General features: G+C 71.0%; 19 protein-coding genes and 2 tRNA genes. 7 read left to right on the top strand and 14 right to left on the bottom strand.

Annotation, left to right across the window (positions count from 1 at the left end; translation table 11 throughout):
- Positions 1-14 precede the first annotated feature (14 nt).
- The 3 genes from FHP08_RS06100 (at position 15) to FHP08_RS06090 (ending at position 2,208) form a co-directional block, all read left to right on the top strand.
- Positions 15-90, top strand: a tRNA-Val gene (locus FHP08_RS06100).
- Between the two features lie 21 nt (positions 91-111).
- Positions 112-188, top strand: a tRNA-Asp gene (locus FHP08_RS06095).
- Positions 189-285: 97 nt separating this feature from the next.
- Positions 286-2,208 carry a SurA N-terminal domain-containing protein gene (locus tag FHP08_RS06090; protein ID WP_147703431.1) on the top strand — a complete coding sequence of 641 codons (1,923 nt, stop codon included), beginning with the start codon at positions 286-288 and terminating at the stop codon, positions 2,206-2,208.
- Positions 2,209-2,229: 21 nt separating this feature from the next.
- Here FHP08_RS06090 and mnmH read toward each other — a convergent pair whose 3' ends face one another.
- Positions 2,230-3,378, bottom strand: coding sequence for a tRNA 2-selenouridine(34) synthase MnmH (gene mnmH, locus FHP08_RS06085; RefSeq protein WP_147703430.1), 1,149 nt, complete (start codon positions 3,376-3,378; stop codon positions 2,230-2,232).
- A gap of 89 nt (positions 3,379-3,467) precedes the next feature.
- Between mnmH and FHP08_RS06080 the strand changes: the two genes are divergently transcribed.
- Positions 3,468-3,944 carry a DUF1178 family protein gene (locus FHP08_RS06080; protein ID WP_147703429.1) on the top strand — a complete coding sequence of 159 codons (477 nt, stop codon included), beginning with the start codon at positions 3,468-3,470 and terminating at the stop codon, positions 3,942-3,944.
- Positions 3,945-4,002: 58 nt separating this feature from the next.
- On the opposite strand, the gene FHP08_RS06075 is transcribed toward FHP08_RS06080, so the two are convergent.
- The 5 genes from FHP08_RS06075 to FHP08_RS06055 form a co-directional block, all read right to left on the bottom strand.
- Complete coding sequence (locus tag FHP08_RS06075) at positions 4,003-4,698, bottom strand: glutathione S-transferase N-terminal domain-containing protein (protein ID WP_147703428.1); 696 nt, start codon at positions 4,696-4,698, stop codon at positions 4,003-4,005.
- Between the two features lie 269 nt (positions 4,699-4,967).
- Positions 4,968-6,233, bottom strand: coding sequence for an acyl-CoA dehydrogenase family protein (locus tag FHP08_RS06070; RefSeq protein WP_147703427.1), 1,266 nt, complete (start codon positions 6,231-6,233; stop codon positions 4,968-4,970).
- A gap of 77 nt (positions 6,234-6,310) precedes the next feature.
- The gene (locus FHP08_RS06065; protein WP_147703426.1) at positions 6,311-7,423 is read right to left on the bottom strand and encodes a phosphotransferase family protein; all 1,113 of its coding nucleotides are present in this window, start codon (positions 7,421-7,423) and stop codon (positions 6,311-6,313) included.
- Between the two features lie 43 nt (positions 7,424-7,466).
- Positions 7,467-8,261 (bottom strand): oxepin-CoA hydrolase, alternative type, encoded by a 795-nt coding sequence (locus tag FHP08_RS06060; protein ID WP_147703425.1) that lies wholly within the window; start codon positions 8,259-8,261, stop codon positions 7,467-7,469.
- Positions 8,262-8,264: 3 nt separating this feature from the next.
- Entirely contained in the window at positions 8,265-9,809 is a 1,545-nt protein-coding gene (locus FHP08_RS06055; protein WP_147703424.1) for a 3-hydroxyacyl-CoA dehydrogenase, read from the bottom strand.
- Between the two features lie 94 nt (positions 9,810-9,903).
- Between FHP08_RS06055 and FHP08_RS06050 the strand changes: the two genes are divergently transcribed.
- The gene (locus FHP08_RS06050; protein ID WP_147703423.1) at positions 9,904-10,560 is read left to right on the top strand and encodes a glutathione S-transferase family protein; all 657 of its coding nucleotides are present in this window, start codon (positions 9,904-9,906) and stop codon (positions 10,558-10,560) included.
- Between the two features lie 11 nt (positions 10,561-10,571).
- Here FHP08_RS06050 and FHP08_RS06045 read toward each other — a convergent pair whose 3' ends face one another.
- The 8 genes from FHP08_RS06045 to queF all read right to left on the bottom strand — a co-directional run bounded on the left by FHP08_RS06045 (position 10,572) and on the right by queF (position 18,889).
- A complete protein-coding gene (locus FHP08_RS06045) occupies positions 10,572-12,524 on the bottom strand; it encodes an ABC-F family ATP-binding cassette domain-containing protein (RefSeq protein ID WP_147703422.1) in 1,953 nt (650 codons plus the stop codon).
- Positions 12,521-13,537, bottom strand: coding sequence for a 50S ribosomal protein L3 N(5)-glutamine methyltransferase (gene prmB, locus FHP08_RS06040; protein WP_147703421.1), 1,017 nt, complete (start codon positions 13,535-13,537; stop codon positions 12,521-12,523). Before prmB ends, FHP08_RS06045 begins: the two co-directional genes overlap by 4 nt.
- Positions 13,534-14,670, bottom strand: a complete 1,137-nt coding sequence (gene dapE / locus FHP08_RS06035; protein ID WP_147703420.1) for a succinyl-diaminopimelate desuccinylase — start codon at positions 14,668-14,670, stop codon at positions 13,534-13,536. Before dapE ends, prmB begins: the two co-directional genes overlap by 4 nt.
- Positions 14,671-14,694: 24 nt before the next feature.
- Positions 14,695-15,069: an ArsC family reductase gene (locus tag FHP08_RS06030; protein ID WP_147703419.1), complete on the bottom strand. Its 375-nt coding sequence runs from the start codon at positions 15,067-15,069 to the stop codon at positions 14,695-14,697.
- A gap of 10 nt (positions 15,070-15,079) precedes the next feature.
- On the bottom strand, positions 15,080-16,291 hold the full coding sequence (locus FHP08_RS06025; RefSeq protein WP_147703418.1) for a PilT/PilU family type 4a pilus ATPase: 1,212 nt from the start codon (positions 16,289-16,291) through the stop codon (positions 15,080-15,082).
- A 56-nt stretch (positions 16,292-16,347) separates the two neighbouring features.
- Entirely contained in the window at positions 16,348-17,169 is an 822-nt protein-coding gene (dapD, locus tag FHP08_RS06020) for a 2,3,4,5-tetrahydropyridine-2,6-dicarboxylate N-succinyltransferase (RefSeq protein WP_147703417.1), read from the bottom strand.
- Between the two features lie 36 nt (positions 17,170-17,205).
- On the bottom strand, positions 17,206-18,396 hold the full coding sequence (gene dapC, locus FHP08_RS06015; RefSeq protein ID WP_147703416.1) for a succinyldiaminopimelate transaminase: 1,191 nt from the start codon (positions 18,394-18,396) through the stop codon (positions 17,206-17,208).
- Between the two features lie 73 nt (positions 18,397-18,469).
- A complete protein-coding gene (gene queF, locus FHP08_RS06010; RefSeq protein WP_147703415.1) occupies positions 18,470-18,889 on the bottom strand; it encodes a preQ(1) synthase in 420 nt (139 codons plus the stop codon).
- Positions 18,890-19,095: 206 nt separating this feature from the next.
- Between queF and smc the strand changes: the two genes are divergently transcribed.
- Both smc and FHP08_RS06000 read left to right on the top strand, forming a co-directional pair.
- Positions 19,096-22,620, top strand: coding sequence for a chromosome segregation protein SMC (gene smc / locus FHP08_RS06005; protein WP_147703414.1), 3,525 nt, complete (start codon positions 19,096-19,098; stop codon positions 22,618-22,620).
- Positions 22,620-23,798, top strand: a complete 1,179-nt coding sequence (locus FHP08_RS06000; protein ID WP_147703413.1) for a cell division protein ZipA C-terminal FtsZ-binding domain-containing protein — start codon at positions 22,620-22,622, stop codon at positions 23,796-23,798. The genes smc and FHP08_RS06000 overlap by 1 nt, the downstream gene beginning before the upstream one ends.
- Positions 23,799-23,802 lie beyond the last annotated feature (4 nt).

Below are 23,802 nucleotides of genomic sequence, written 5' to 3'. Positions count from 1 at the left end.
GCGAAAGCAGCAAAGGGTGCTTAGCTCAGTTGGTAGAGCGGCGCCCTTACAAGGCGTAGGTCGGGAGTTCGAGCCTCTCAGCACCCACCAGCGCAGCGCCCAGAGAATCTTGGAGTGGTAGTTCAGTTGGTTAGAATACCGGCCTGTCACGCCGGGGGTCGCGGGTTCGAGTCCCGTCCACTCCGCCAACACTCGAAGGGCGAACGGAAGTTCGCCCTTTTTTTTTCATCCGTCGCCAGGGGCCGCACCGGTGGCGGCAACCGAACGCACGATGAGCCGTTTCGCATGTTCGATTCGATCCGAAAGCACCAGCGCCTCCTGCAGTTCGTCCTGCTGATCCTGATCTTTCCTGCGTTCGCCTTCTTCGGCATCCAGGGTTACGACCGCTTCTTGTCCGACGGCGATGGGGTGGCCAGGGTCGGCGACTCCGACATCACGCGCCAGGAGTTCGATCAGGCGCGCCAGCGCCAGCTCGAGCAGATGCGGCAGATGCTGGGCGGACAGGTCGATCCCGCCATGCTCGACAACGCCGGCATTCGCGCGGAAATCCTCGAGGGCCTGGTCACGCAGCGCGCGCTGCAGCTCGAGGCGGGGGACCAGCGCATCGTCGTGTCCGACGACTCGCTGCGCCGCGCGATCCTCGCGATCCCCGACCTGGTGAAACCCGATGGCAGCTTCGACATGGAGCGCTATCGCGCGCTGCTGGCCGCCCAGGGCCGCAACGAGGCGATGTTCGAGGCGGAGTTGCGCCAGGACCTGGCGATGCAGGCGTTGCCCGGCGCGATCTCGCAAACGCCGATCGTGCCCGATGCGCTGGTCGAGCGCGTGGCGCGGCTGGGCGAGCAGACCCGCGAGGTGAGACGGCGCGTCCTGGCGCCGGCCGATTTCGCGTCGTCGGTCGACACCTCGGAGGAGGCACTCAAGCGCTACCACGAGCAGAATGCGGCCGCCTTCGAGACGCCCGAGCAGGCCAGGGTCGAGTACCTGGTGCTGGACCCTGCCGCGATCGAGAGCACGATACAGCTCAACCCCGACGAGGTCCGGGCCTACTACGAGCAGAACAAGGCGCGCTACGCCACGGCCGAGCAGCGCCGCGCGAGCCACATCCTGATCACCGTCGACGAGGGCGCGAGCGACGCCGACAGGAAGGCGGCGCGCGACAAGGCGCAGGCCCTGCGCGACAAGATCGCCGGCGGCGCCGATTTCGCCGAGCTGGCGAAGACCGAGTCGCAGGATCCCGGCTCGGCGCCTTCGGGCGGCGATCTGGGCTACTTCAGCGCGTCGATGATGGTGAAGCCCTTCGCGGATGCCGCCTTCGCGTTGAAGGAAGGCGAGGTCAGCCAGGTGGTCGAGACCGAATTCGGCTACCACGTCATCAAGCTCACCGGCATCCGCCCTGGCGTCGAGCGGCCGTTCCAGACGGTGCGCGCCGAGATCGAGGCCGAGATCCGCAAGCAGCAGTCGGCCGGGCGCTTCGCCGAGGCCGCCGAGAGCTTCAGCAACCTGGTCTACGAGCAGGCGGACACGCTGCAGCCCGCGGCCGAGCGCTTCGGGCTGAAGCCGCAGACGGCCGAGAAGGTCCGTCGCGACGGGGCCGAAGGCCTGCCGCCCGACCATCCGCTCAATCAGCCCAGGCTGCTCGAGGCCCTGTTCTCGGCCGACAGCCTCGCCAATCGCAGGAACACGCAAGCGGTCGACGTCGGCGGCGGGCGGCTGGTGTCGGCCCGCATCCTCGAGCATTCGCCCGCGCGTCGGCAACCCTTCGATGAAGTCCGCGAAGAGGTGCGCAAGCAGCTCGTGGCCAGCGAGTCGGCGCAGGCGGCGCGCAAGGCCGGCGAAGCCCTGCTCGCCGACCTGCGTTCGGGCAAGACCAGCCCCGAAGGCTTCGACAAGGCGCGCACGCTCGGTCGCGCGCCCAGCGATTCGGTGCCGGCCCAGGCGATCGAGGCGATCTTCCGGGTCGACTCGCAGAAGTTGCCAGGCTATGCCGGCGCGCCCATGCCCGACGGCGGCTACGCCGTGTTCGAGGTCTCCAGGGTCATCGAGGCCGACGACAAGGTGCTCGCCGAGCGCAAGCCGCTCTACAAGCGGCAGCTCGAACAGGCCTACAGCCAGGCAGCGCTCGGCGCCTACGTCGAAGCGGTGAAGGCGCGCCGCAAGATCGTGCGCCACGAGCAGGCGATCGCGCCGACGCCGGTCGAACGCTGAAGGCCGGGGCGACCGGGCGCGTCAGGTCTCGTCCGGCGCGGCCGGTCCGGCGCTTCGCCCCGATGCATCCGCGCCTCGCGCGAAGCTTTCCGCGTCTCGACCGGAGATGCCCGCATTCCGGGCCAGCGCGCGGGCGCCGGCCTCCAGCGCGTCGTCATCGCCGCTGGCCAGGCGCAGCGGCTCCGCCGACACGATTCCCTCGTAGTTCTGCGCCATCGAGCGGTCGTAGGCGGGGTCGTAGTGGGCCTGCAGCAGCATGGTGACGAATTCGTCCCAACGCCCGCTCTCGGCCAGCGCGCGCCATTCGTCCACGGTGCGGCGCCCGTGCAGCGGCACGAGCCGCTCGAGCCGCTCGAACAGGGCAGCGCGGTCCTCGACGAAGTGACGGTACTCGCGCAGCAGCAGGCTCGCCCGATGCGCGACCGGCATCTCGACGCGCACGCAGGGCGCGGCGCGCATCCGGGCGATCAGGGCGTCGGGCAGGTGGCACTGGCCCACGCGGCGACTTTCGGACTCCACGAAGATCGGCCGGGCCGGGTCGAAGCGGCGCAGCGCGTCCCACAGCAGCGACTCGAAGCGTTTCTGCGAGGGCTGGACCGTGTCGGGCATCAGGCCGAGCACCGAGCCTCGGTGACTGGCCAGCGACTCGAGGTCGAGGACCTGGACGCCCAGGCCAGCCAGCCGCTGCAGGATCAGGCTCTTGCCGCTTCCGGTGCGACCGGCCACGACGCGCAAGCGCAGGGTGTCCGGCAGGACCGCCAGGTCGGCGAGCACGCGGCGGCGGAAGGCTCGATAGCCGCCGTCGAGCACCGCCGTGCGCCAGCCCACGCGGGCCATGACCGTGGCGAGCGAACCCGAGCGGTTTCCGCCGCGCCAGCAATACACCAGCGGGCGCCAATCGCGAGGGCGGTCGGCGAGTTGGGATTCCAGGAGTCCGGCGATGTTGCGGGAAACCAGCGCGGCGCCGATGCGCTTGGCCTCGAACGAGGACTGCTGCTTGTAGATCGTGCCCACGCGGGCGCGCTGCGCGTCGTCCAGCACGGGGGTGGAGATCGCTCCGGGCAGGCGGTCTTCGGCGTACTCGGAGGGGCTGCGCGCGTCGAGGATCGCGTCGTAGCTGTCGAGCGACGCGAGCGCCTCGTCGATGCCGACGACGATCGGGTCCTTCATCGGGGGCGATCCAGGGGGCAGGGGACGGGGATTCTATCAGCGCGATGTCCCCGAGGCCGTACAATCGGGAGTCAAGGAACACGGAATCGATGAAAGTATTCAATCTTGCCTGCGGCCACGACCATCGCTTCGAAGGCTGGTTCGCCTCGGCCGAGGACTTCGACGGCCAGCTCGAACGCGGGCTGATCGAGTGTCCGGTCTGCGGCGACCGGGCCATCCGCAAGCTCCCCAGCGCGCCCCGCCTGAACCTCTCCGGCGCCACCGAGCCGGCCGCCATGCGTGCGCCCGGCAAGCCCGAGACGGCCGTGCCCGCGCCGGCCGGTGCCGCGCCCACGCCGCAGCAGCTGCAGGCGATGTGGATGAAGCTCGCGCGCCACCTGGTCGCGAACACCGAGGACGTCGGCGAGAACTTCGCCGAGGAAGCGCGGCGCATCCACTACCAGGAGTCGCCCGAGCGCGGCATCCGCGGCGTGGCAACCGCCGAGGAACGGGCCGAGCTGGCCGACGAGGGCATCGAAGTCTTCGCCTTCCCGTTGCCTCGCTCGTTGAAGGACCCGATCCAGTAGTGGCCGGTGCGAGCGCCGCGGTGGCGCGCTGCTGCCCGGCGTTTCCCGGCGGTCGCGCTCAGCGCTTCGGGTACTGCGTGCCGCCGAACAGCGCCTCGCGCGCTTTCGGGTCCACGAGCGGCTTCCGCCTGTCGGCCAGGATGGTCAGCGCGCGCTGCACCGCGGGGCGCGCGGCAATGACGTCGTGCCAGCGCCTGACCTGCGGGAAACCCGCCAGGTCGATGCCCTGGTTCTCGTGCGAGCGCGTCCAGGTCCAGCAGGCGATGTCCGCGATCGTGTACTCGCGACCTGCCACGTAGGCCCCCGTGCGCTCGAGCTGGCGCTCCAGCACGCCATACAGGCGCCTGGCCTCGTTCGTGTAGCGCTCGATCGCGTAGTCGATCTTGTGCGGCGCGTAGATCCGGAAGTGGTGCGCCTGGCCCAGCATCGGCCCGAGGCCGCCCATCTGGAACATCAGCCACTGCAGCGCCTCGTAGCGGCCGCGCGTGGTCTTGGGCAGGAACTTTCCGGTCTTGCCGGCCAGGTAGACGAGGATGGCCCCCGACTCGAACAACGACATCGGCTTGCCGTCCGGGCCCTCGGAGTCGACGATCGCCGGGATCTTGTTGTTCGGGCTGATCTTCAGGAACTGCGGGTCGAACTGCTCGCCGGCGCCGATGTCCACCGCATGCACCGCATACGGCAGGCCGCACTCCTCGAGCATGATGTGCACCTTGTGGCCGTTCGGCGTGGGCCAGGTGTACAAGTCGATCATGGTGTCTCCTCGGTGTTGGTGGCGAGAGAAGCATACGGCCGGGCCCGCTGCGCGGTGCGGCGCCGATCGGGCGACTTTGGCCGAGCCGCGAGCGACCGAAAGGATTTCCGCGGGCGCCCGCTCGCCGGGGGGCGAAGCCTCCTGCGAGGCGGGCGCGGAAATCCGAGATCGGAGAGGGCGGGCGAAGCCCGATCCCCGCGCAGCGGGGACCGGGCTTGCCGCCCGATCGGCGCCGCACCGCGCAGCGGGCGGCCCATCCAGCGGAAGCCTCAGCTGCCGCGCGTGACCGGCATTGCCTCGTGGCTGGAGGTGGGGATCGCCGCGTGCCGACCGAGCTCGAGCTTGGCGACTGCGTTGCGATGCACCTCGTCGGGGCCGTCGGCCAGGCGCAGCGTGCGCTGGTGGGCGTACATGTAGGCGAGCGGGAAGTCGTCGCACACGCCACCGCCGCCGTGGGCCTGGATCGCCCAGTCGATGATCCTGGTGGACACGTTCGGGGCCACGACCTTGATCATCGCGATCTCGGCCTTGGCGATCTTGTTGCCCACGGTGTCCATCATGTAGGCGGCCTTGAGCGTGAGCAGGCGGGCCTGCTCGATCATGATCCGCGATTCGGCGATTCGCTCGTGCCAGACGCTTTGCTGCGAGATCGGCTTGCCGAAGGCCACGCGCGAGGACAGGCGCTTGCACATGAACTCGAGCGCGCGCTCGGCCGCGCCGATCGAGCGCATGCAATGGTGGATGCGGCCCGGCCCGAGGCGGCCCTGCGCGATCTCGAAACCCCGGCCTTCACCCAGCAGGATGTTGTCGACCGGCACGCGCACGTTCTCGAACAGCACCTCGCAGTGGCCGTGCGGGGCGTCGTCGTAGCCGAACACGCTCAGCGGGCGGATGACCGTGATTCCCGGGGTGTCGGCGGGCACGACGATCATCGACTGCTGCTGGTGGCGCGGCGCGTCGGGATTGGTCTTGCCCATGAAGATGTAGACCTTGCAGCGCGGGTCGCCGGCGCCCGAGGTCCACCACTTGCGGCCGTTGATCACGTAGTGGTCGCCGTCGCGCTCGATGCGCGACTGGATGTTGGTCGCGTCGGACGAGGCCACCGCCGGCTCGGTCATCGCGAAGGCCGAGCGGATCTCCCCGCGCAGCAGCGGGTCGAGCCAGGCGCGCTTGATCGGCTCGCTGCCATAGCGCTCCAGCGTCTCCATGTTGCCGGTGTCGGGCGCCGAGCAGTTGAAGACCTCGGGCGCGAAGTGAACGCGGCCCATGATCTCGCACAGCGAAGCGTAGTCGAGGTTCGAAAGGCCTTCGGGCACGCGCGGGGACTTCGGCAGGAACAGGTTCCACAGCCCGGCCGCGCGAGCCTTGGGCTTCAGCTCCTCGACGATCTTCGTGGGCACCCAGGCGTTGCCGGCGCGCCGGTTGGCTTCGACCTCTTCGTGGAAGCGGTGCTCGTTCGGGTAGATATGCCGGTCCATGAAGTCCAGCAGCCGCTGCTGCATGTCCTTGCAGGTCGGCGAAAAGTCGAAATCCATGTCTTCTCTCTCCTTTGAAAGTCTTGGGCCGTCCCCGAGGCGCGGTGCGCTTGGTGGGGCGGCCCTGGTGGTTCGGTTCAGCGCACGCGCTGCGCGATCTCCCAGCCCATCTCGGCCAGCGGCCTGGCGCGGCGCCCCTGCTCCAGCGCGCGGGCGCTCGAGGCGGTGCCATCGACCGCGCGCTTCATGATCCCTTGCAGGATCGCGGCGAGACGGAACATGTTGTAGGCGATGTAGAAGTCCCAGTTGGCCATCACCGCGTCGGGATCGCGATGCGTGCGCCGGCAATAGGCCTCCACGTATTCGCGCTCGGTCGGGATGCCCAGCGCCTTGTGGTCGAGGCCGCCGATGCCGCGGAACTGGCCCGGCTCGATGTGCCAGCTCATGCAGTGATACGAGAAGTCGGCGAGCGGGTGGCCCAGGGTGGACAGCTCCCAGTCGAGGATCGCGCGGACCTTCGGCTCGGTGCGGTCGAACATCAGGTTGTCGAGGCGGAAGTCGCCGTGCACGATCGAGGTCTCGTCGCTGTCCGGGATGTGATGCGGCAGCCACTCGATCAGGCGGTCCATCGCCTCGATCTTCTCGGTCTCCGAGGCCTGGTACTGCTTGCTCCAGCGGCCGATCTGCCGCGCGAAGTAGTTGCCCGGCTTGCCGTAGTCGGCCAGGCCGATCGCCTTGTAGTCCACCGTGTGAAGGGCGGCGATCACGCGGTTCATCTCGTCGTAGATCGCGCCGCGTTCGGACGGGCTCATGCCGGGCAGGCTCTGCTCCCAGAGCACGCGGCCCTCGACGAACTCCATCACGTAGAAGGCCCGTCCGATCACCGACTCGTCTTCGCAGAGCAGGTAGACCCTGGCCACCGGCATGCCGGCGCGGCCCAGCGCCTCGAGCACCCGGTACTCGCGCTCGATCGCGTGGGCCGAGGGCAGCAGCCGGGCCACCGGCCCGGGCTTGGCGCGCATCACCCAGCTGCGGCCCGGGGTGATCAGCTTGTAGGTGGGGTTGGACTGGCCGCCCTTGAACATCTCGACCGTGAGCGGGCCGTGGAAGCCGTCGATGCGCTCGCGAAGGTGGCGTTCGAGCGTGCCGAGGTCGATGCGGTGGCGCTCGGGCACCTCGGTGGTGCCGCTGTTCGCCTGCTGGGCGCTGTCCGCGGAAGCCTGGCCGCTGGGGGAGACGGGCTCGGTCACTGTGTCGCGTTCCTATATTCTTGCTTGGGACGGTGGCGGGCGCTCAGCGCGGTCCGCCGCGGTGGTAGCGGGGCACGCGCTTTTCGAGGAAGGCGGCGATGCCCTCGCCGGCGTCGTCGGAGTGCAGGGCGGCCACGAAGTTCTCGCGCTCGCGCACCAGCTGGTGCGACAGGGCCTCGCGCTCGCCGGCCGACAGCAGCGACTTGACCCGGCCCAGCGCGAAGGCTGGCCCGTCGGCCAGCTCGTTGGCGCGGGCCAGCGCGGCGCGCAGGGCGTCGCCCGGCTCGGTGAGCTCGCTGACGATGCCCAGCGCGTGCAGCCGGGGCGCGCCCACGGGGTGGCCGCAGGCGAGGATCTCGTAGGCGAGCTGGTAGGGCAGTCGGGTGGCCAGCCAGTGGCTGGCGCCGCCGTCAGGCGTGAGGCCGACCCGGATGTAGGACATCACGAAGCGCGCGTTCTGCGCCGCGACGATCAGGTCGCAGGCCAGCGTCAGCGAGAAGCCGGCGCCGGCTGCTGCGCCCTCGACCGCCGCGACCACCGGCTTCGGACAGTCGCGGATGGCGGCGATCCATTCGTGCAGCGTATCGATCGATTCCGCCTGGACCTCGGGCGGTCGCGAGCGGTTCTCGCGCAGCCGGTTCAGGTTGCCGCCGGCGCAGAAGTGCTCGCCTTCGCCGGCGATCACGATCGCGCGCACCGCGGGGTCGCCCGCCGCGCGTTTCAGCGCGGCGATGCCCTCGACGTAGATGTCCGGGTGCAGCGCGTTGCGCGCCTCCGGATTGGCGATGGTCAATTGCAGGACCGCGTCCTGCATCGTGGATAGCAGGCGCGCGGCCATGGGTCAGTCGTCCTGGAGCAGCGAGAGGCCGAGCTGCGCGCGGCGGCGCAGCCAGGCTCCCGGGCGATAGCGCGGGTCGCCGGTCAGCCGGTGCATGTTGGCGAGGATCTCGAGGATGGCCGAGGCGCCGATCATGTCGCCCATGGTGAGCGGCCCGCGCGGATAGCCCAGGCCGATCCGCACCGCGGTGTCGATGTCGGCCGGCGAGGCGATCCGCTGCTGCGCGATCTCGGTGGCCACCGAAACGATCATGGCGACCACGCGCTGCGCGATGAAGCCGGGGCTGTCGCGCAGCACCGAGACCCGGGCGCCGTCGGCCGCGAACAGCGCCTGCGCGGCATCGCGCCACTCGGGTCGGGTGGCCGGCGTGGTCATCAGCACGCGTCGCTGGCAGGCGCCGGTGGCGATGGGGAACAGCGTGTCGATGGCCACGACCCGCTCCGCCGGCAGCCCGCCCGCGGCGGCGGTGGCGTCCAGGCCCAGCGGCGCGACCAGCACCAGCGCAGCGGCCGACGGCTCCTCCCCGGTCTCGATGGTGGCGCCCAGGCCGGCGGCGGTCTCGGCGACCAGCGCCTGGCGCGGCCCCGGCGCCACCCAGACCGGGGGCAGCACCGGGACCGAGGGCACCGGCGGCTCGGCAGGGCTCTCCTGCTTGCCGTCCGCGTAGCGGTAGAAACCTTCGCCGGTCTTGCGGCCCAGCAGCCCGGCGGCGACCCGCTGGGCGGTGATCACGCTGGGCCGGAAGCGGGCCTCGTCGTAGAACTGGCGGTAGATCGACTCCATGACCGGGTGCGAGACGTCGAGCCCGGTCAGGTCCATCAGCTCGAAGGGACCGAGCCGGAAGCCGCTGCCGTCGAAGCCGACCTGCTCGCGCAGGATGCGGTCGATGGTCGGGATGTCGGCCACGCCCTCGGACAAGGCCTTCAGCGACTCGGTGCCGTAGGCGCGGCCCGCGTGGTTGACGATGAAGCCGGGCGTGTCCTGGGCGACCACCGGCAGGTGGCCGGTGGCGCGGCTCAGCGCGACCATGTCGTCGACGATGCCCCGCTCGGTGCGCGCGCCGTTCACGACTTCGACGACCTTCATCAGCGGCACCGGATTGAAGAAGTGCCAACCCACCACCCGCTGCGGTCGCGCGCAGCCGGCCGCGATCGCGGTCACCGACAGCGACGAGGTGTTCGAGGCCAGCACGCAGCCCGCGTCGACGATGCCCTCGAGTTCGGCGAACAGGGCGCGCTTGGCCTCGAGCCGTTCGACGATGGCCTCGACCACCAGGTCGCAGCCGGCCAGCGCCTGCGGCGAGGCGGCCGGCTGCAGGCGGGCCGAGGCCGCCTTCGCGGCGGCGGGATCCATCCGGCCCTTTTCCGCCAGGCGGGCGAAGGTGTCGCCGATCTGGGCGATGGCCGCCGCGACGGCCTCGGGGTTGCTGTCGAACAGCCGGACGGTAACGCCGGACTGCGCGAGCAGCTGGGCGATGCCGCGCCCCATGGCGCCGGTGCCGACGATGCCGGCCTGCTTGTACGGATGGGGGGGGGCGAGATCGGTCATGAGCCCGATTCTACTGGAGCGGCCGGTACACTGGCCGCCCCGGGATTCCGTTCGCGCGCGGTGTCCTGCCACCAGAAAACCACGGAGATGGCCAATGCTCACGCTCGCCGGCTTTTCGGTCAGCAACTATCACAACAAGGTCAAGCTGGCGCTCTACGAGAAGGGCGTCGCCTTCGACGAGCAGCTGAACTGGGCCTCGAAGGACGAGGAGACCCTGTGCTGCAGCCCCCTCGGCAAGGTGCCCTTCCTGAAGACCGACCGGGGGGCGCTGTGCGAGTCGCAGGTCATCCTCGAGTACCTGGAAGACGCATTCCCCGAGAACCCGCTCCTGCCGGCCGACCCCTGGCAGCGCGCCAAGGTGCGGGAGCTCATCGCGTTCATGGAACTGCACCTGGAACTGGTCGCCCGGCGGCTCTACCCGCAGGCCTTCTTCGGCGGCAAGGTCTCGGAATCGCTGATCGAGCGCACCCGTTCCGAGCTCGAGCGCAACGTGGCCGCCTTCGCGCGGCTGGCGAGGTTCTCGCCCTTCGTGGCCGGCGAACGGTTCACGCTGGCGGATTGCGCCGCCTACGTGCACTTGCCGCTGCTCTCGATGACCTCCAGGGCGATCTGGGGCGAGGACCTCATGGCCGGCCTGCCGGTGCGCGACTACCTGAAGCGGATGCGCGAACGCCCGGCGGCGCAGCGCGTCGACGCCGAGCGCAAGGCCAATGCGGAGCTGATGGCGCGCGAGCGGCCGCTTGCGCGCTGACTGCCGTCGGCTCAGGCTTCGCGCGGGCCGTCGCGCTCGGTCTCGGCCAGGCGGTCCCGTTCGGCGGCCGCCTCCAGCCAGTCGTGCTCGCACTCGTCGCGCTGCTTGGCCAGCCGGCCGCGCTCGCGGGTGAACTCGGCCGCGCGGCCGCCGTCCTCGTAGACGACGGGGTCGGCGAGCACGCGATCGAGCTCCGCGAGCCGCGCCTCGGCGTCGGCCAGCTTCCTCTCCAGCGCCTGCATGCGTCGTTCGACCGGCCCCAGCAGCGCCGCGAGCCGCGCGCGCCGTTCGGCCGCCAGCCGGCGCGCTTCGCGACGGTCGGCGACGGGCTCGGCGCGGTCTTCCGCGCGCAAGGCGCCGCCAGCCTGGCCGTTGGCCGGCGGCTCGCCGGCGCCGGGCCGCGACTTCAGCAGCCACTCGGCATAGTCGTCGAGGTCGCCGTCGAACTCCTGCAGGCCGCCGTCGCGCACGACCAGCAGCGTGTCGACGGTCGCGCGCAGCAGGTAACGGTCGTGCGAGACCAGCAGCACCGCGCCGTCGAAGTCGGCCAGCGCGTCGGCCAGCGCGTCGCGGGTCTGCGCGTCGAGGTGGTTGGTGGGTTCGTCGAGCACCAGCAGCTGGGGCTCGTGGTGCAGCATCAGCGCGAGCGACAGCCTGGCCTTCTCGCCGCCGGACATCGGGCCGACCGGGCGTGTGGCGTCCTCGCCCGAGAAGCCGAAGCTGCCGAGCCGGTCGCGCAGGACCTGCTCGCGCGCCTGCGGGTCGATGTGCTGCAGGTGCCAGAGTGGCGACTCGGCGGGTCGCAGCCGGTCGATGCCTTGCTGGGCGAAGTAGCCGATGCGGATCGCGCGCGAGGGCCGCACGCTGCCCGACAGCGGCGGCAGCTCGCCCACCAGCGTGCGGATCAGCGTGCTCTTGCCCGCCCCGTTGCGGCCCAGCACGCCGATCCGGGCGCCGCGGCGAACGGTCAGGTTCACGCCGCGCAGGATGGCGGTGTCGCCGTAACCGGCGTCCAGCTCCTCGGCCACCAGCAGCGGGTCGGGGCAATCGCCGACCTCGTGAAGCGCGAAGCTCACGCCGCGCAGCGCGCGGATTGGCGCGGCGATCGCGATCTTCTCGAGCGCCTTGATCCGGCTCTGCGCCTGCCGGGCCTTGGTCGCCTTGGCGCGGAAGCGCTCGATGAAGCTCTGCAGGTGGGCGATCCTCGCCGCATCGGACGCCCGCTTGCGCTCCGCCTGCTGGGCGTGCAGCGCGCGCAGGCGCTCGAACTCGCTGTAGCCGCCCGCGTAGCGGACCAGTCGCCCGTCGTCGATGTGCAGCGACGCGGTGGCGACCTTGTCGAGGAAGTCGCGGTCGTGCGACACGATCAGCGCCGTCCCGGCGTAGCGCAGCAGCCAGCGTTCCAGCCAGAGCACCGCGTCGAGGTCGAGGTGATTGGTCGGCTCGTCGAGCAGCAGCAGCTCGCTGGGGCCGAACAGCGCGCGGGCCAGGTTCAGGCGCATCCGCCAGCCACCCGACAGCGCGTCGACCGGCTGCTCGGCGTCGGCGCCGGAAAAGCCCAGGCCCGCCAGCAGGGCGCGGCAGCGGGCTTCGGCGCTGTGCCCGTCGAGCTCGTTCCAGTGGTCGTGGGCGTGTGCCAGGGCCAGCCCGTCGTGCGACTGCTCGGCGGCGGCCAGCTCCGCGCGCGCCGCGACCAGCTCGGGATCGCTGTCGAGCACGAAGCGCCAGGCCGGCAGCGGGCTGGACGGCAGGGACTGCTCCAGCCGGATGACCTTGCGCCAGGGCTGGTCGATGTCGCCGCGGTCGGGCGCCAGGTCGCCGGCCAGCGCCGAGAGCAGCGTCGTCTTGCCCGAGCCGTTGGCGCCGATCAGCGCGATCCGCTCGCCCGGCGAGATCGAGACGGTGGCGTCGGCGATCAGCGCGCGTCCGCCGCGCGACAGCGAGACGCCGCGCAGCCGGATCATCGGCGCGCGGCGCGCGCGTCCAGCGCCCGGCGGGTCGCCGCCACGATCATCCGCTCGCCCGCCGTGACCGGCAGCCAGGCGAACTCCAGGTCGGGGAAGGCGGCTTCGAAGTGTTCGGCCTCGTGGCCGATCTCGAGCACCAGCAGCCCGCGCGGGTTCAGGCGCGCCGGCGCCTCGTCGAGCAGCCGGCGCACGAAGCCCATGCCGTCGGTGCCGCCGGCCAGCGCGATCTGCGGCTCGGCGAGGAACTCGGGGGGCAGGGCCGCCATCGAGGCCGCATTCACATAGGGCGGATTGCAGAGGATCAGGTCGAAGCGCTCGCCGGCGGCCAGCCCGCCGAAAAGGTCGCCCTGCGCCAGGCGGACCCGGTCCTCGAGCTGGTGCAGCGAGAGATTCTCGGCCGCGAGCGACAGGGCGTCGGCGCTCAGGTCGCTGCCGACCACCTCGGCATCGGGAAACCGCAGCGCAGCGAGGATCGCCAGGCTGCCGCCTCCGGTGCACAGGTCGAGCACGCGCTCGGGCCAGCCTTCCGGCCCTTCCTGCGGGCCTGCCTCGGCATCGAGCCACTCGGGCATGTCCTCGGCCAGCCAGTCGGCCAGCGACTCCTCGAGCGCCTCGGCGATCAGCGAGCGCGGCACCAGCGCGCGCCAGTCGGAACGGAAACGCACCCCGCGCAGCCAGGCTTCGCCGGTCAGCCAGGCCGCCGGGACGCGTTCGTCGCAGCGGCGCTCGATCAGTGCGAGCGCGGCGTCGATCTCGGTGCCGGCGAGCCGGCAGTCGAGCCACATGTCGAGTTCGTCCGGCGGCAGGCGCAGCGACCAGAGCAGCAGCCAGGCGGCCTCGTCGCGAGCATTGTCGGTGCCCTGGCCATAGGCCAGCCCGGCCGCCTCGAAACGGCTGATGGCGAAGCGCAGCAGGTCGCGCAGCGTGCGCAGCGTCGCGCGGGCGTCGGCCGAGCTCGGGGCGGCGCGCTCGAAGGCGCCGCGCCGTGCCGGCGGGCGGGCGCCGCTCATGTCAGCAGCGCCTCCAGCGTGCGCCGGTAGATATTCTTGAGCGGGTCGATGAAGCGGACTTCGATGTGCTCGTCGATCTTGTGGATGCTCGCATTGGGCGGGCCGAACTCGATCACCTGCGGGCAGATCGCGGCGATGAAGCGGCCGTCGGAGGTGCCGCCGGTGGTCGACAGCTCGGTCTCGACGCCGGTCTCGGCGCGGATCGCATCGGCCAGCGCAGCGGAGAGCTCGCCGCGCGGCGTGAGGAAGGGCATGCCGGACAGCGACCAGGCGATCTGCCAGTCCAGCCCCGCCTCGGCGAGCATGCCCTCGACGCGCGACTTCAGGGACTCGACCGTGCTCGCGGTGGAGAAGCGGAAGTTGAAGTCGACGACGGCCTCGCCCGGGATCACATTGGTGGCGCCGGTGCCGGCGTGGATGTTCGACACCTGCCAGGTGGTGGGCGGGAAGTACTCGTTGCCGGCATCCCATTCCGTGGCCGCGAACCGGGCCAGCACCGGCGCGAGCTGATGGACCGGGTTGCGGGCGAGGTGGGGGTAGGCGACGTGCCCCTGCACGCCGCGCACCGTGAGCCGGCCCGACAGCGAGCCGCGTCGCCCGTTCTTGACCATGTCGCCCAGCTCGCTCACCGAGGTCGGCTCGCCGACGATGCAGTAGTCGAGCGTCTCGCCGCGCGCGCGCAGCGCGTCGACCACCTTGATCGTGCCGTCGGTCGCCGGACCCTCCTCGTCGGAGGTGATCAGCAGCCCGATCCGGCCCTTCCAGGCCTGGCCGCCAGCGACGAACTCCTCGGCCGCCACCACGAAGGCGGCGATCGAGGTCTTCATGTCCGCCGCGCCGCGGCCGTAGAGCCTTCCTTCGCGCTCGGTCGGCGCGAAGGGGTCGGATCGCCACTGCTCGAGCGGGCCGGTGGGCACCACGTCGGTGTGGCCGGCGAAGACCAGCGTCGGGCCCGGCCGCCCGCTGTCGCAGAGCGCCCAGAGGTTGGTGGTGTCGCCCGATGCGACGGTCTCGCAGCGAAAGCCGAGCGGCGCCAGACGGCGCTGGAGCTGGGCCTGGCAGCCGGCATCGTCGGGCGTGACGGAACGACGGGAGATCAGCGCTTCGGCGAGCGCGCGCGTGGCAGAACTCATGGGAGGGCGCGAAAGAGGAGGGGTTCAGGTCGGGGCGCCGGGCGCGGCGCCGAACAGAGAATCGTAGACCGTCTCGGAGAATCCCACCACGATGCCATCGGCGTGCTCGAGCACCGGGCGCTTGACCAGCGTGGGGTCGGCCAGCATCAGCTCGGCGGCGCTGGCGGCGTCGGTGACCTCGGCGCGGCGCGCCGGATCGAGCTTGCGCCAGGCGAGCCCGCGGCGGTTGAGCAGGGAGTCCCAGGGCACCCGGCCGAGCCAGCCGGCCAGCCGATCGGCGTCGAGCCCGTCGCGACGGAATTCGTGGAAGCGGTGCGCGCAGCCGTGGGCACGCAGCCAGGCACGGGCCTTGCGGACCTGGTCGCAGTTCTCGATACCGTAGACGACGACTTCGGGCATCCGGGCGGCGTCAGATGTTCAGCAGGAACTCGGAGAAGGACGGGCCGTCGGCATCGGCCGGCTCGGCCGGGCCGCGCTGCGCGCCGGCGCCGGTCCGGCCCGCGGGGGCGCCGCCCGCCTGGGGCGCGGCCGCGGGCTTGCCGCGATCGCGCGCGCCGTCGTCGGCGTCGTTCTCGAGCATCCAGAGCAGGTTGGTCGGGGAGTCGGCGTTGGCGAGCGCGTCTTCGCGGCCGATCAGGCCCTCGCGGACCATCCGGGCGAGCTCCTGGTCGAAGGTGCGCGAGCCGGCGGCCATGCTCTTCTCGATCGCTTCCTTGACCTCGGTGAGCCGTCCCTGTTCGATCAGCTCCGCCACGTGGCGGGTGTTCAGCAGCACCTCGACGACCGGGATCCGGCCCTCGCCCTTCGAGCGGATCAGCCGCTGCGAGATCACCGCCTTGAGCGTGGCCGACAGGTCGGAGAGCAGCACGCGCCGGTTCTCCGGCGTGTAGAAGCTGACGATCCGGTTCAGTGCGTGGTTGGCGTTGTTCGCGTGCAGGGTGGCCAGCACCAGGTGGCCGGACTGCGCGTAGGCCATGGCCGCCGACATCGTGGCGGTGTCGCGGATCTCGCCGATCAGGATGCAGTCGGGCGCCTGGCGCATCGCGTTGCGCAGCGCGATCTCGAGCGATTCGGTGTCGCTGCCGATCTGGCGCTGGTTCACGATGGATCGCTTGCTGCGGAACGCGAACTCGATCGGGTCCTCGAGCGTGAGGATGTGGCCCGACTTGTGCTCGTTGCGGTGGTCGAGCATCGAAGCCAGCGTGGTGGACTTGCCCGATCCGGTGGCGCCCACGACCAGGATCAGCCCGCGCTTCTCCATGATCAGCTCGCCGAGCATGGAGGGCAGGCCCAGCGTGTCGAGCTTGGGGATCTCGCCCGGGATGTAACGGATCACGCTGGCCGGCGTGCCGCGCTGGCGGAACACGTTGATCCGGAAGCTGCCGACGCCGTCGAGCCCGTAGCCGACGTTCAGCTCGTTGTGGTTCTCGAAGGCCTCCCAGTGGCGCGGCTCGACGATCTCGCGCATCAGCGAGGCCACCATCTGGGCGTCCAGGCGCTGGGCGTTCACCTGGGTGGTGGCGCCGTCGATCTTGAGCTGGATGGGAGAGCCCGGCGACAGGAACAGGTCCGAGGCCTTCTTCTCGGCCATCAGCCTCAGCAGTCGCTCCATCATCGCCATGGTTCGCTCTCCGGGGAAGGGCGGGCGCCGCTGGCGGCGGCGCAGCGCCCCTGCGCTCAGTCGCCGCGCAGCAGTTCGTTGATTCCGGTCTTGGCGCGCGTCTGCGCGTCGACCCGCTTGACGATCACCGCGCAGTACAGGTTCACCTTGCCGTCGGCCGAGGGCAGGGTGCCGGGCACCACCACCGAACCCGAAGGCACGCGGCCGTAGAGGATCTCGCCGGTCTGGCGGTTGTAGATCTTGGTGCTCTGGCCGATGAACACGCCCATCGACAGCACCGAGTTCTCCTCGACGATCACGCCCTCGACCACCTCGGACCGGGCGCCGATGAAGCAGTTGTCCTCGATGATCGTCGGGTTGGCCTGCAGCGGCTCCAGCACGCCGCCGATGCCCACGCCGCCCGACAGGTGGACGTTCTTGCCGATCTGCGCGCAGGAACCCACCGTGGCCCAGGTATCCACCATCGTGCCCTCGTCGACGTAAGCCCCGATGTTCACGTAGGAAGGCATCAGCACCACGTTGCGGGCGATGTACGACCCGCGCCGGGCGACGGCCGGCGGCACCACGCGGAAACCGCCGGCGGCGAAGTCCGCGGCGGACCAGCCTTCGAACTTGGTGGGCACCTTGTCGTAGAACTGCAGCGAGCCGGCCGGCATCGGCACGTTGTCCTCGAGCCGGAAGGACAGCAGCACCGCCTTCTTGATCCACTGGTGCACGGTCCAGTCGCGGCCCGATTTCTCGGCCACGCGCAGCCGGCCCGCGTTCAGTTCGGCGATCACGTGCGCGACGGCGTCGCGGACCTCGGCCGGGGCGGCTTTCGGGGAGATGTTCGCGCGGTCGTCCCACGCCTTGTCGATGATGGTCTGGATCTGGCTCATTGCGATCGGTCGGAGGGCGCCGCGAGGCGCCATCGGTCAGGAGGAAAGGAAGCTGCGGATGCGGCCGGCCGCCTCGACGCAGCGCTCGAGCGGCTCGACCAGCGCCAGCCGGACGAAACCCGCTCCGGGATTGCGGCCTTCGTGCTCGCGGGCCAGGAAGGAGCCCGGCAAGGTCAGCACATTATATTGGCGCAGCAGCTCGCGGCAGAAAGCCTGGTCGTCGCCGCCCGGCACCCGCGCCCAGAGATAGAAGCCCGCCTCGGGGCGGGCCGTGCCGAGCACCGACGCCACGACCGGGGTCACCGCATCGAACTTGGCCCGGTACTGCGCGCGATTCTCGCGAACGTGGTCCTCGTCGTTCCACGCCGCGATCGACGCGGCCGCGAAGGTCGGGCTCATCGCGCTGCCGTGGTAGGTCCGGTAGAGCAGGAAGCGTTTCAGGATGGCGGCGTCGCCGGCCACGAAGCCCGAGCGCATGCCCGGGGCATTGGAGCGCTTGGACAGGCTGGAGAACACCACCAGCCGCTCGTAGCCGGTGCGGCCCAGCGCCTGTGCGGCCTGCAGCGCGCCGGTGGGCGGGGCGGATTCGTCGAGGTAGATCTCCGAATAGCACTCGTCGGCCGCGATCACGAAGCCGTAGCGGTCGGACAGCTCGAATACCCTGCGCCACTCGTCGACCGACATCACCGCGCCGGTGGGGTTGCCCGGCGAGCAGACGTAGAGCAGCCGGGTGCGCGACCAGACTGCCTGCGGCACCGAGTCCCAGTTGCAGCGGAAGTCGTTCTCGGGCACCTGCTCGACGAACCAGGGCTGGGCGCCGGCCAGCAGCGCCGCCCCTTCGTAGATCTGGTAGAAGGGATTGGGGCTGACCACCCAGCCGCCGTCGCGCGGATCGATCACGGTCTGCGCGAAGGCGAACAGGGCCTCGCGCGAGCCGAGCACCGGCAGGACCTGGGTCTTCGGGTCGATGGACGCCAGTCCGTAGCGGCGCTTCAGCCAGCCGGCGATCGCCTCGCGCAGCGCGTCGCTGCCGGCGGTGGGCGGGTAGCCCGACAAGCCGTCGAGGCCGGCGGTGATCGCGTCGCGGATCACCGCCGGCGTGGGGTGCTTGGGCTCGCCGATCGACAGGTTCAGCGGGGCATGCGTCCTCGAGGCTTCGACGCCGGCCAGCAGGCCGCGCAGGCGTTCGAAGGGATAGGGATGCAAACGATCGAGAATCGAGTTCAAGAAGCCTCGCTAACTCAATGAATTTATTTTGTATTTTTTTGTAATTTAAGAAAACGCGCGAAGTTCGCTTGCGCTAGCCTCGGGTACTGCGTTCGGAGGGAAAATGCTCCAGTTCCACCCGCGGCGCCGGTTTCCAGCCGCGCTTGCGGTGCTCGGCGACCACGGTCGTGAAGATGCCGCCGCGCACGTACCACTTCGCGGTCACCCGCATGAAGCGCGGGGCGGTGGCCTTCGCGAAGGCGTCGAGCAGCCGGTTGGTCACGTCCTCGTGGAACGCGCCCTGGTCGCGGAAGGACCACATGTAGAGCTTCAGGGCCTTCAGCTCGAGGTTGCGCTTGTCGGGGATGTAGTCGAGCACGATCGTCGCGAAATCCGGCTGGCCGGTCAGCGGGCACAGGCAGGTGAACTCGGGGATCTCGATATGGACGACGTAGTCGCGCCGAGGCGCCGGATTGGGAAAGGTCTCGAGCTGGGTGGCGGGCTTGGAGGGCATCTTGCGCGGGGGGGCTGGCGCGCCGCTCGGAGGGCCGGGCGCGCGGGGGGCGGGTGGTATTATACGGAGCGCCAGAAAGCCGCCGCGAGCGGCTTTCGCGCTTTCGAGTATTGCCCTTTGGTTTGCCTTTTAGTGCGACCCGGCCGAGCCGGCGCGGCGGCACCGATCGTCCGGCGGGTCCTCACCGTTCGACGCAGGATCCTCCCGTGCGCCTGAAACAGATCAAACTCGCCGGATTCAAGTCCTTCGTGGATCCGACCGCCTTCGACGTGCCGAGCCAGCTGGTCGGCGTGGTCGGGCCCAATGGTTGCGGCAAGTCCAACATCATGGACGCGGTGCGCTGGGTCCTCGGGGAGTCCAAGGCCTCCGAGCTGCGCGGCGAATCCATGCAGGACGTCATCTTCAACGGAGCGTCCGAGCGCAAGCCGGCGGTCCGGGCCTCGGTCGAGCTGGTCTTCGACAATTCCCTGGGGCGCATCGGCGGCAGCTGGGGCCAGTACGCCGAGCTGTCGGTCAAGCGCGTGCTCTCTCGCGACGGCCAGTCCAACTACTTCATCAACAACCAGTCGGTGCGCCGGCGCGACGTCCACGACATGTTCCTGGGCACCGGCCTGGGGCCGCGCGCCTACGCGATCATCGGCCAGGGGATGATCTCGCGGATCATCGAGGCGCGGCCCGAGGAAGTCCGCGTCTTCCTCGAAGAGGCTGCCGGGGTCTCCAAGTACAAGGAGCGGCGGCGCGAGACCGGCAACCGGCTGGCCGACACCCGCGAGAACCTGACCCGGGTCGAGGACATCCTGCGCGAACTGAACGGGCAGATCGAGCGGCTCGAGCGCCAGGCCGAGGTGGCGCGCCAGTATCGCGAGCTCGAGGCCGAACGCGATCGCAAGCAGAAGCTGCTCTGGATGCTGAGGCGCGACGACGCCGAGGCCGAGCGCCAGCGGCTGGCCGCGCAGACTGCCGAGGCGCAGGCACGGCTCGAGGCGCGCGTCGCCGACCAGCGCTCGGTCGAGGCCGAGATCGAGGCGGTGCGCGAGAGCCACTACGCGGCCGGCGACGCGGTGCACGCGGCGCAAGGCACGTTCTACGACGCCAATGCCGAGGTCAGCCGCATCGAGGCCGAGATCCGGCTCGTGTCGCAGACCCAGGGCCAGTTGCGCGAGCGGCTCGACAGCGTCGAGACCCAGGCCCACCGGGCCCAGCTCCAGCAGGACCAGGCGCGCGCCGATCTCGAATCCACCCGGATGCAGCTCGACGGCGCCCGGGCCCGCTCCGAGGAACTGGCCGAGATCGTCGCCACCGCGGCCGACGACTACCCGCAGATCGAGTCCCGGGTGCGCGAGGCCCGTGCCCGGGTCGACGAGGCGCGGGCGCTGGTCGGGCAGACCCGGCAGTCGATCGAGCTGTCCTCGGTGCACACGCGACGGGCGGGCGAATCCCTCGACGCCGCGCGCCGCCGCCGCGACCGGCTGCAGGACGAGGCCGGGGCGCTGCAGGCCTTCGACCCCGCCGAGCTCGAGGCCGCGATCGAGGCGCTGGCCGCGGCCGAGCACGCCGACCGCCTGACGGCCGACCAGCTCGCCGAAACCGAGCAGGCCTGGAGCGCGCTCGACGTGCAGCGCGCCCCGGCGCGCGAGGCCCAGCGCGAGGCCGAGGCCAAGCTGGCCCGGATCGAGGCGCGGATCGCGGCGCTGCGCCAGCTTCAGGAGCGGGTCGAGAGCCAGGCCAAGGTCCAGCCCTGGCTGGCCCGGCACGGGCTCGAAGGCCTGGGCCGGCTCTGGCAGAAGCTGCGGATCGACGCCGGCTGGGAGAGCGCGATCGAGTCGGTGCTGCGCGAGCGGGTCAACGCGCTCGAAGTGGGCCGGCTCGAGACGGTCGCCCAGCTGGTCGCCGACGCGCCGCCCTCCAAGGTGGGTTTCTTCACCGGTTCGGGCGCGGTCGTGCCGCCGGCCGCGCCGGCCGGGCTGCGGCCGCTGGTCTCGGTCGTGCACAGCGGCGACGCCGGCGTGCAGGCCCTGCTGGCCGACTGGCTGGTGGGCCATTTCGCCGCCGACTCGCTGGAAGACGCGATCGCGCGGCGCGACACGCTGCCGGCCGGCGCGCGCTTCGTGGTGCAGGCCGGCCACGTGGTCGGCCGCCAGTCGCTCGCGCTCTACGCGGCCGATTCCGAGCAGGAGGGCATGCTGGCCCGCCGGCAGGAGCTGGAGAACCTCGTTCGCGAACTGCGCGCCCAGCAACTGCTGGTCGACGACGCCCGCACCCACGCGATGCGCACCGAGACCGAGGCTTCGGCGCGCCTGGCCGCGCTGATGGCACTGCGCGACCAGCACAATCGCCAGCTCAAGCAGGTGGCCGGGCTGCGGCTCGACCTGCAGCGTCTCGAGCAGGAGCGCGACCGCGTTGCGCAGAGCCGCGAGCGGATCGACGGCGAGCTCGAGGAGCTGCTCGCCCAGATCGACGGCTTCGAGGCGGAGATCGCGGCGGAGAACGAGAGCTTCGAGCGGCTCGACCTGGAGCTTGCCGAGCGGCAGCAGCGCGCCGAAGACCTGCTGCGCGAGCTCGAGGAAGCCGAGAGCGAGCTGAACCGGCGCCGCGAGGCGCTTCGTCAGCAGGAGCGCGACGCCCAGGAAGCCGCCTTCGCGGTGCGCGCGCTCGAGGCGTCGAACGAGCGCCTCGAGGCCCTGATCGAGCAGGGACTGGCCATGGCCGTGCAGGCTGCCGAGGAGCGCGAGGGGCTGCTGTCCAGGCTGCAGCAGATGTCCGACGACGCCGCGCAGCAGGCGCTGCAGGCGGCGCTGGAGCGCCGCGCCACGGCCGAACAGGCGCTCTCCGAAGCCCGCCAGCGGCTCGACGACCTGACCCATACGCTGCGCCAGCGCGACGAGCAGCGCCTGGTGGCCGAGCGCGAGCAGGAGCCGCTGCGCCAGCGCGTGATCGAGCTGCAGCTCAAGGAGCAGGCGGCGCGGCTCAACCAGGAGCAGTTCGCGCAGCAGCTCGCCGAGGCCCAGGTCGACGCCACCGCCGAGCAGGCGCTGCGCGAGGGCCTCGAACAGACGCCTAAGCCTTCCTGGCTGCAGGGCGAGGTCACCCGGCTGGCCAACGCGATCGCCGCGCTGGGCCCGGTCAACCTGGCCGCGCTCGACGAGCTCGCCCAGGCCAGCGAGCGCAAGGGCTTCCTCGACGAGCAGTCGAAGGACCTGAACGAGGCGATCGCCACGCTGGAAGACGCGATCCGGCGGATCGACCGCGAGACCCGCGAGCTGCTGCAGGACACCTACGACACGGTCAACCGCCATTTCGGCCAGCTGTTCCCGCAGCTGTTCGGCGGCGGCGAGGCGAAGCTGATCCTCACCGGCGACGAGATCCTCGACGCCGGGGTGCAGGTCATGGCCCAGCCCCCCGGCAAGCGCAACAGCTCGATTCACCTGCTCTCGGGCGGCGAGAAGGCGCTGACCGCGATCGCGCTGGTGTTCGCGATGTTCCAGCTGAATCCGGCGCCGTTCTGCCTGCTCGACGAGGTCGACGCCCCGCTCGACGATGCGAACACCGAGCGCTATTGCGACATGGTGCGACGGATGTCCGACCAGACCCAGTTCCTTTTCATCACCCACAACAAGATCGCGATGGAACTCGCACAGCAACTGATCGGCGTCACCATGCAGGAGCGCGGCGTGTCACGGATCGTGGCCGTCGACCTCGAGGCGGCGCACCGGATGGCGGAGGCAGCCTGATGAGCAGCCTCGGCATCAGCATCCTGATCCTGGCGGTCTCCGCGATCGTCGCGGTGGTCGCGGTCAACCTCGCGCAGGCGCTGGGGCGACGCAGGCGGCTGGCGGCGGCTCGCCCGCGAGGCGAGGCCGACAAGGTCCGCGAGCGCGGCGGCGAGGCGGCGGGCGAGGCGCCCGCACCGGCCGATGAGCGCGGCGCGTCGCCCCGGAGCGCGCGGGCCGATCGCCGCGAGCCCCGGCTCGGCGAGGTCGAGGCCCCGGCGGGGGCCGAGCCCGGCTTCGCTTCGGAACGGGACCCTGAGCTCGACGCGCCGCACGAGCCGACGGAAGCCGTCGCCCAGCCCGGGCCGGCCCGCAGCGCCCCCGCGGCGGCCCCGGCCCGCCCGCCGGCACCGGCCCCGTTGCTATCGCCGATGTGCGACTGCATCGTCACGCTTCCTCTCGAAACCCCGATGCCCGGCGAGCGCCTGATGGCGGCCACCCAGGGCATCCGCCGCGCCGGCGGCAAGCCGATCCTGGTCGACGGGCTGCCCACGGGATTCGCGAGCGAGGACGACGCGGTGCCGCTGGCGGCGGGGATGGCCTTCCGCGCCCTGCGCATGGGCGTGCTGCTCGCCAACCGCCACGGGCCGCTCAACGCGATGGAGTACTCGGAGTTCGTCGCCGCCGCGCAGGCCGTGGCCGACCAACTGGCGACCCTTGCCGACACGCCCGACATGGCCGACGCGATCGCGCGGGCGCGCGATCTCGATGCCACCTGCGCCCAGCTCGACGCCCAGATCGGCCTGAACGTCGACGCGCCGGATGCTCTCGGCCCCGCGCAGGTGGCGGCGCTGGCCGCCGAGCTCGGCATGGTCGACCGCGGTGGCCACCGACACGCGCGGCTGGGACCGGGCGGCGAGCTGGTGTTCACGATGTCCCTCACCGATTCGCCGCAGCGGCTGGGCTTCCTGCTCGACGTGCCGCGCACCGCCGAATCGCTCGAAGGCTGGTCGGCGATGCTCGACTGCGCGCGGGATGTCGCGGCCCGGCTGTCGGGCCGGGTCGTGGACGACGCCGGACGGCCGATTCCGCTCGAGTCGCTCGACACGATCGCCCGCCAGCTCGCGCAGCGCTATGCCTCGCTCGAGGCGATCGGCCTGCCTGCCGGCTCCACGCTGGCGATGCGCGTCTTCAACTGACAGC

The organism is Zeimonas arvi (assembly GCF_008039575.1).
GTDB classification, from domain to species: domain Bacteria; phylum Pseudomonadota; class Gammaproteobacteria; order Burkholderiales; family Burkholderiaceae_E; genus Zeimonas; species Zeimonas arvi.
This window is presented reverse-complemented; position numbering and strand designations above follow the sequence as displayed.

Coding starts and splice junctions, on each gene's coding strand:
- FHP08_RS06025 (WP_147703418.1), bottom strand. CDS start 16,291: ATGGCGATGATGGAGCGACTGCTGAGGCTGATGGCCGAGAAGAAGGCC.
- FHP08_RS06045 (WP_147703422.1), bottom strand. CDS start 12,524: ATGATCCGGCTGCGCGGCGTCTCGCTGTCGCGCGGCGGACGCGCGCTG.
- dapD (WP_147703417.1), bottom strand. CDS start 17,169: ATGAGCCAGATCCAGACCATCATCGACAAGGCGTGGGACGACCGCGCG.
- FHP08_RS06070 (WP_147703427.1), bottom strand. CDS start 6,233: ATGGATTTCGACTTTTCGCCGACCTGCAAGGACATGCAGCAGCGGCTG.
- FHP08_RS06055 (WP_147703424.1), bottom strand. CDS start 9,809: ATGACCGATCTCGCCCCCCCCCATCCGTACAAGCAGGCCGGCATCGTC.
- FHP08_RS06060 (WP_147703425.1), bottom strand. CDS start 8,261: ATGGCCGCGCGCCTGCTATCCACGATGCAGGACGCGGTCCTGCAATTG.
- queF (WP_147703415.1), bottom strand. CDS start 18,889: ATGCCCTCCAAGCCCGCCACCCAGCTCGAGACCTTTCCCAATCCGGCG.
- mnmH (WP_147703430.1), bottom strand. CDS start 3,378: ATGAAGGACCCGATCGTCGTCGGCATCGACGAGGCGCTCGCGTCGCTC.
- FHP08_RS06075 (WP_147703428.1), bottom strand. CDS start 4,698: ATGATCGACTTGTACACCTGGCCCACGCCGAACGGCCACAAGGTGCAC.
- FHP08_RS06080 (WP_147703429.1), top strand. CDS start 3,468: ATGAAAGTATTCAATCTTGCCTGCGGCCACGACCATCGCTTCGAAGGC.
- FHP08_RS06090 (WP_147703431.1), top strand. CDS start 286: ATGTTCGATTCGATCCGAAAGCACCAGCGCCTCCTGCAGTTCGTCCTG.
- FHP08_RS06000 (WP_147703413.1), top strand. CDS start 22,620: ATGAGCAGCCTCGGCATCAGCATCCTGATCCTGGCGGTCTCCGCGATC.
- prmB (WP_147703421.1), bottom strand. CDS start 13,537: ATGAGCGGCGCCCGCCCGCCGGCACGGCGCGGCGCCTTCGAGCGCGCC.
- dapE (WP_147703420.1), bottom strand. CDS start 14,670: ATGAGTTCTGCCACGCGCGCGCTCGCCGAAGCGCTGATCTCCCGTCGT.
- FHP08_RS06030 (WP_147703419.1), bottom strand. CDS start 15,069: ATGCCCGAAGTCGTCGTCTACGGTATCGAGAACTGCGACCAGGTCCGC.
- FHP08_RS06050 (WP_147703423.1), top strand. CDS start 9,904: ATGCTCACGCTCGCCGGCTTTTCGGTCAGCAACTATCACAACAAGGTC.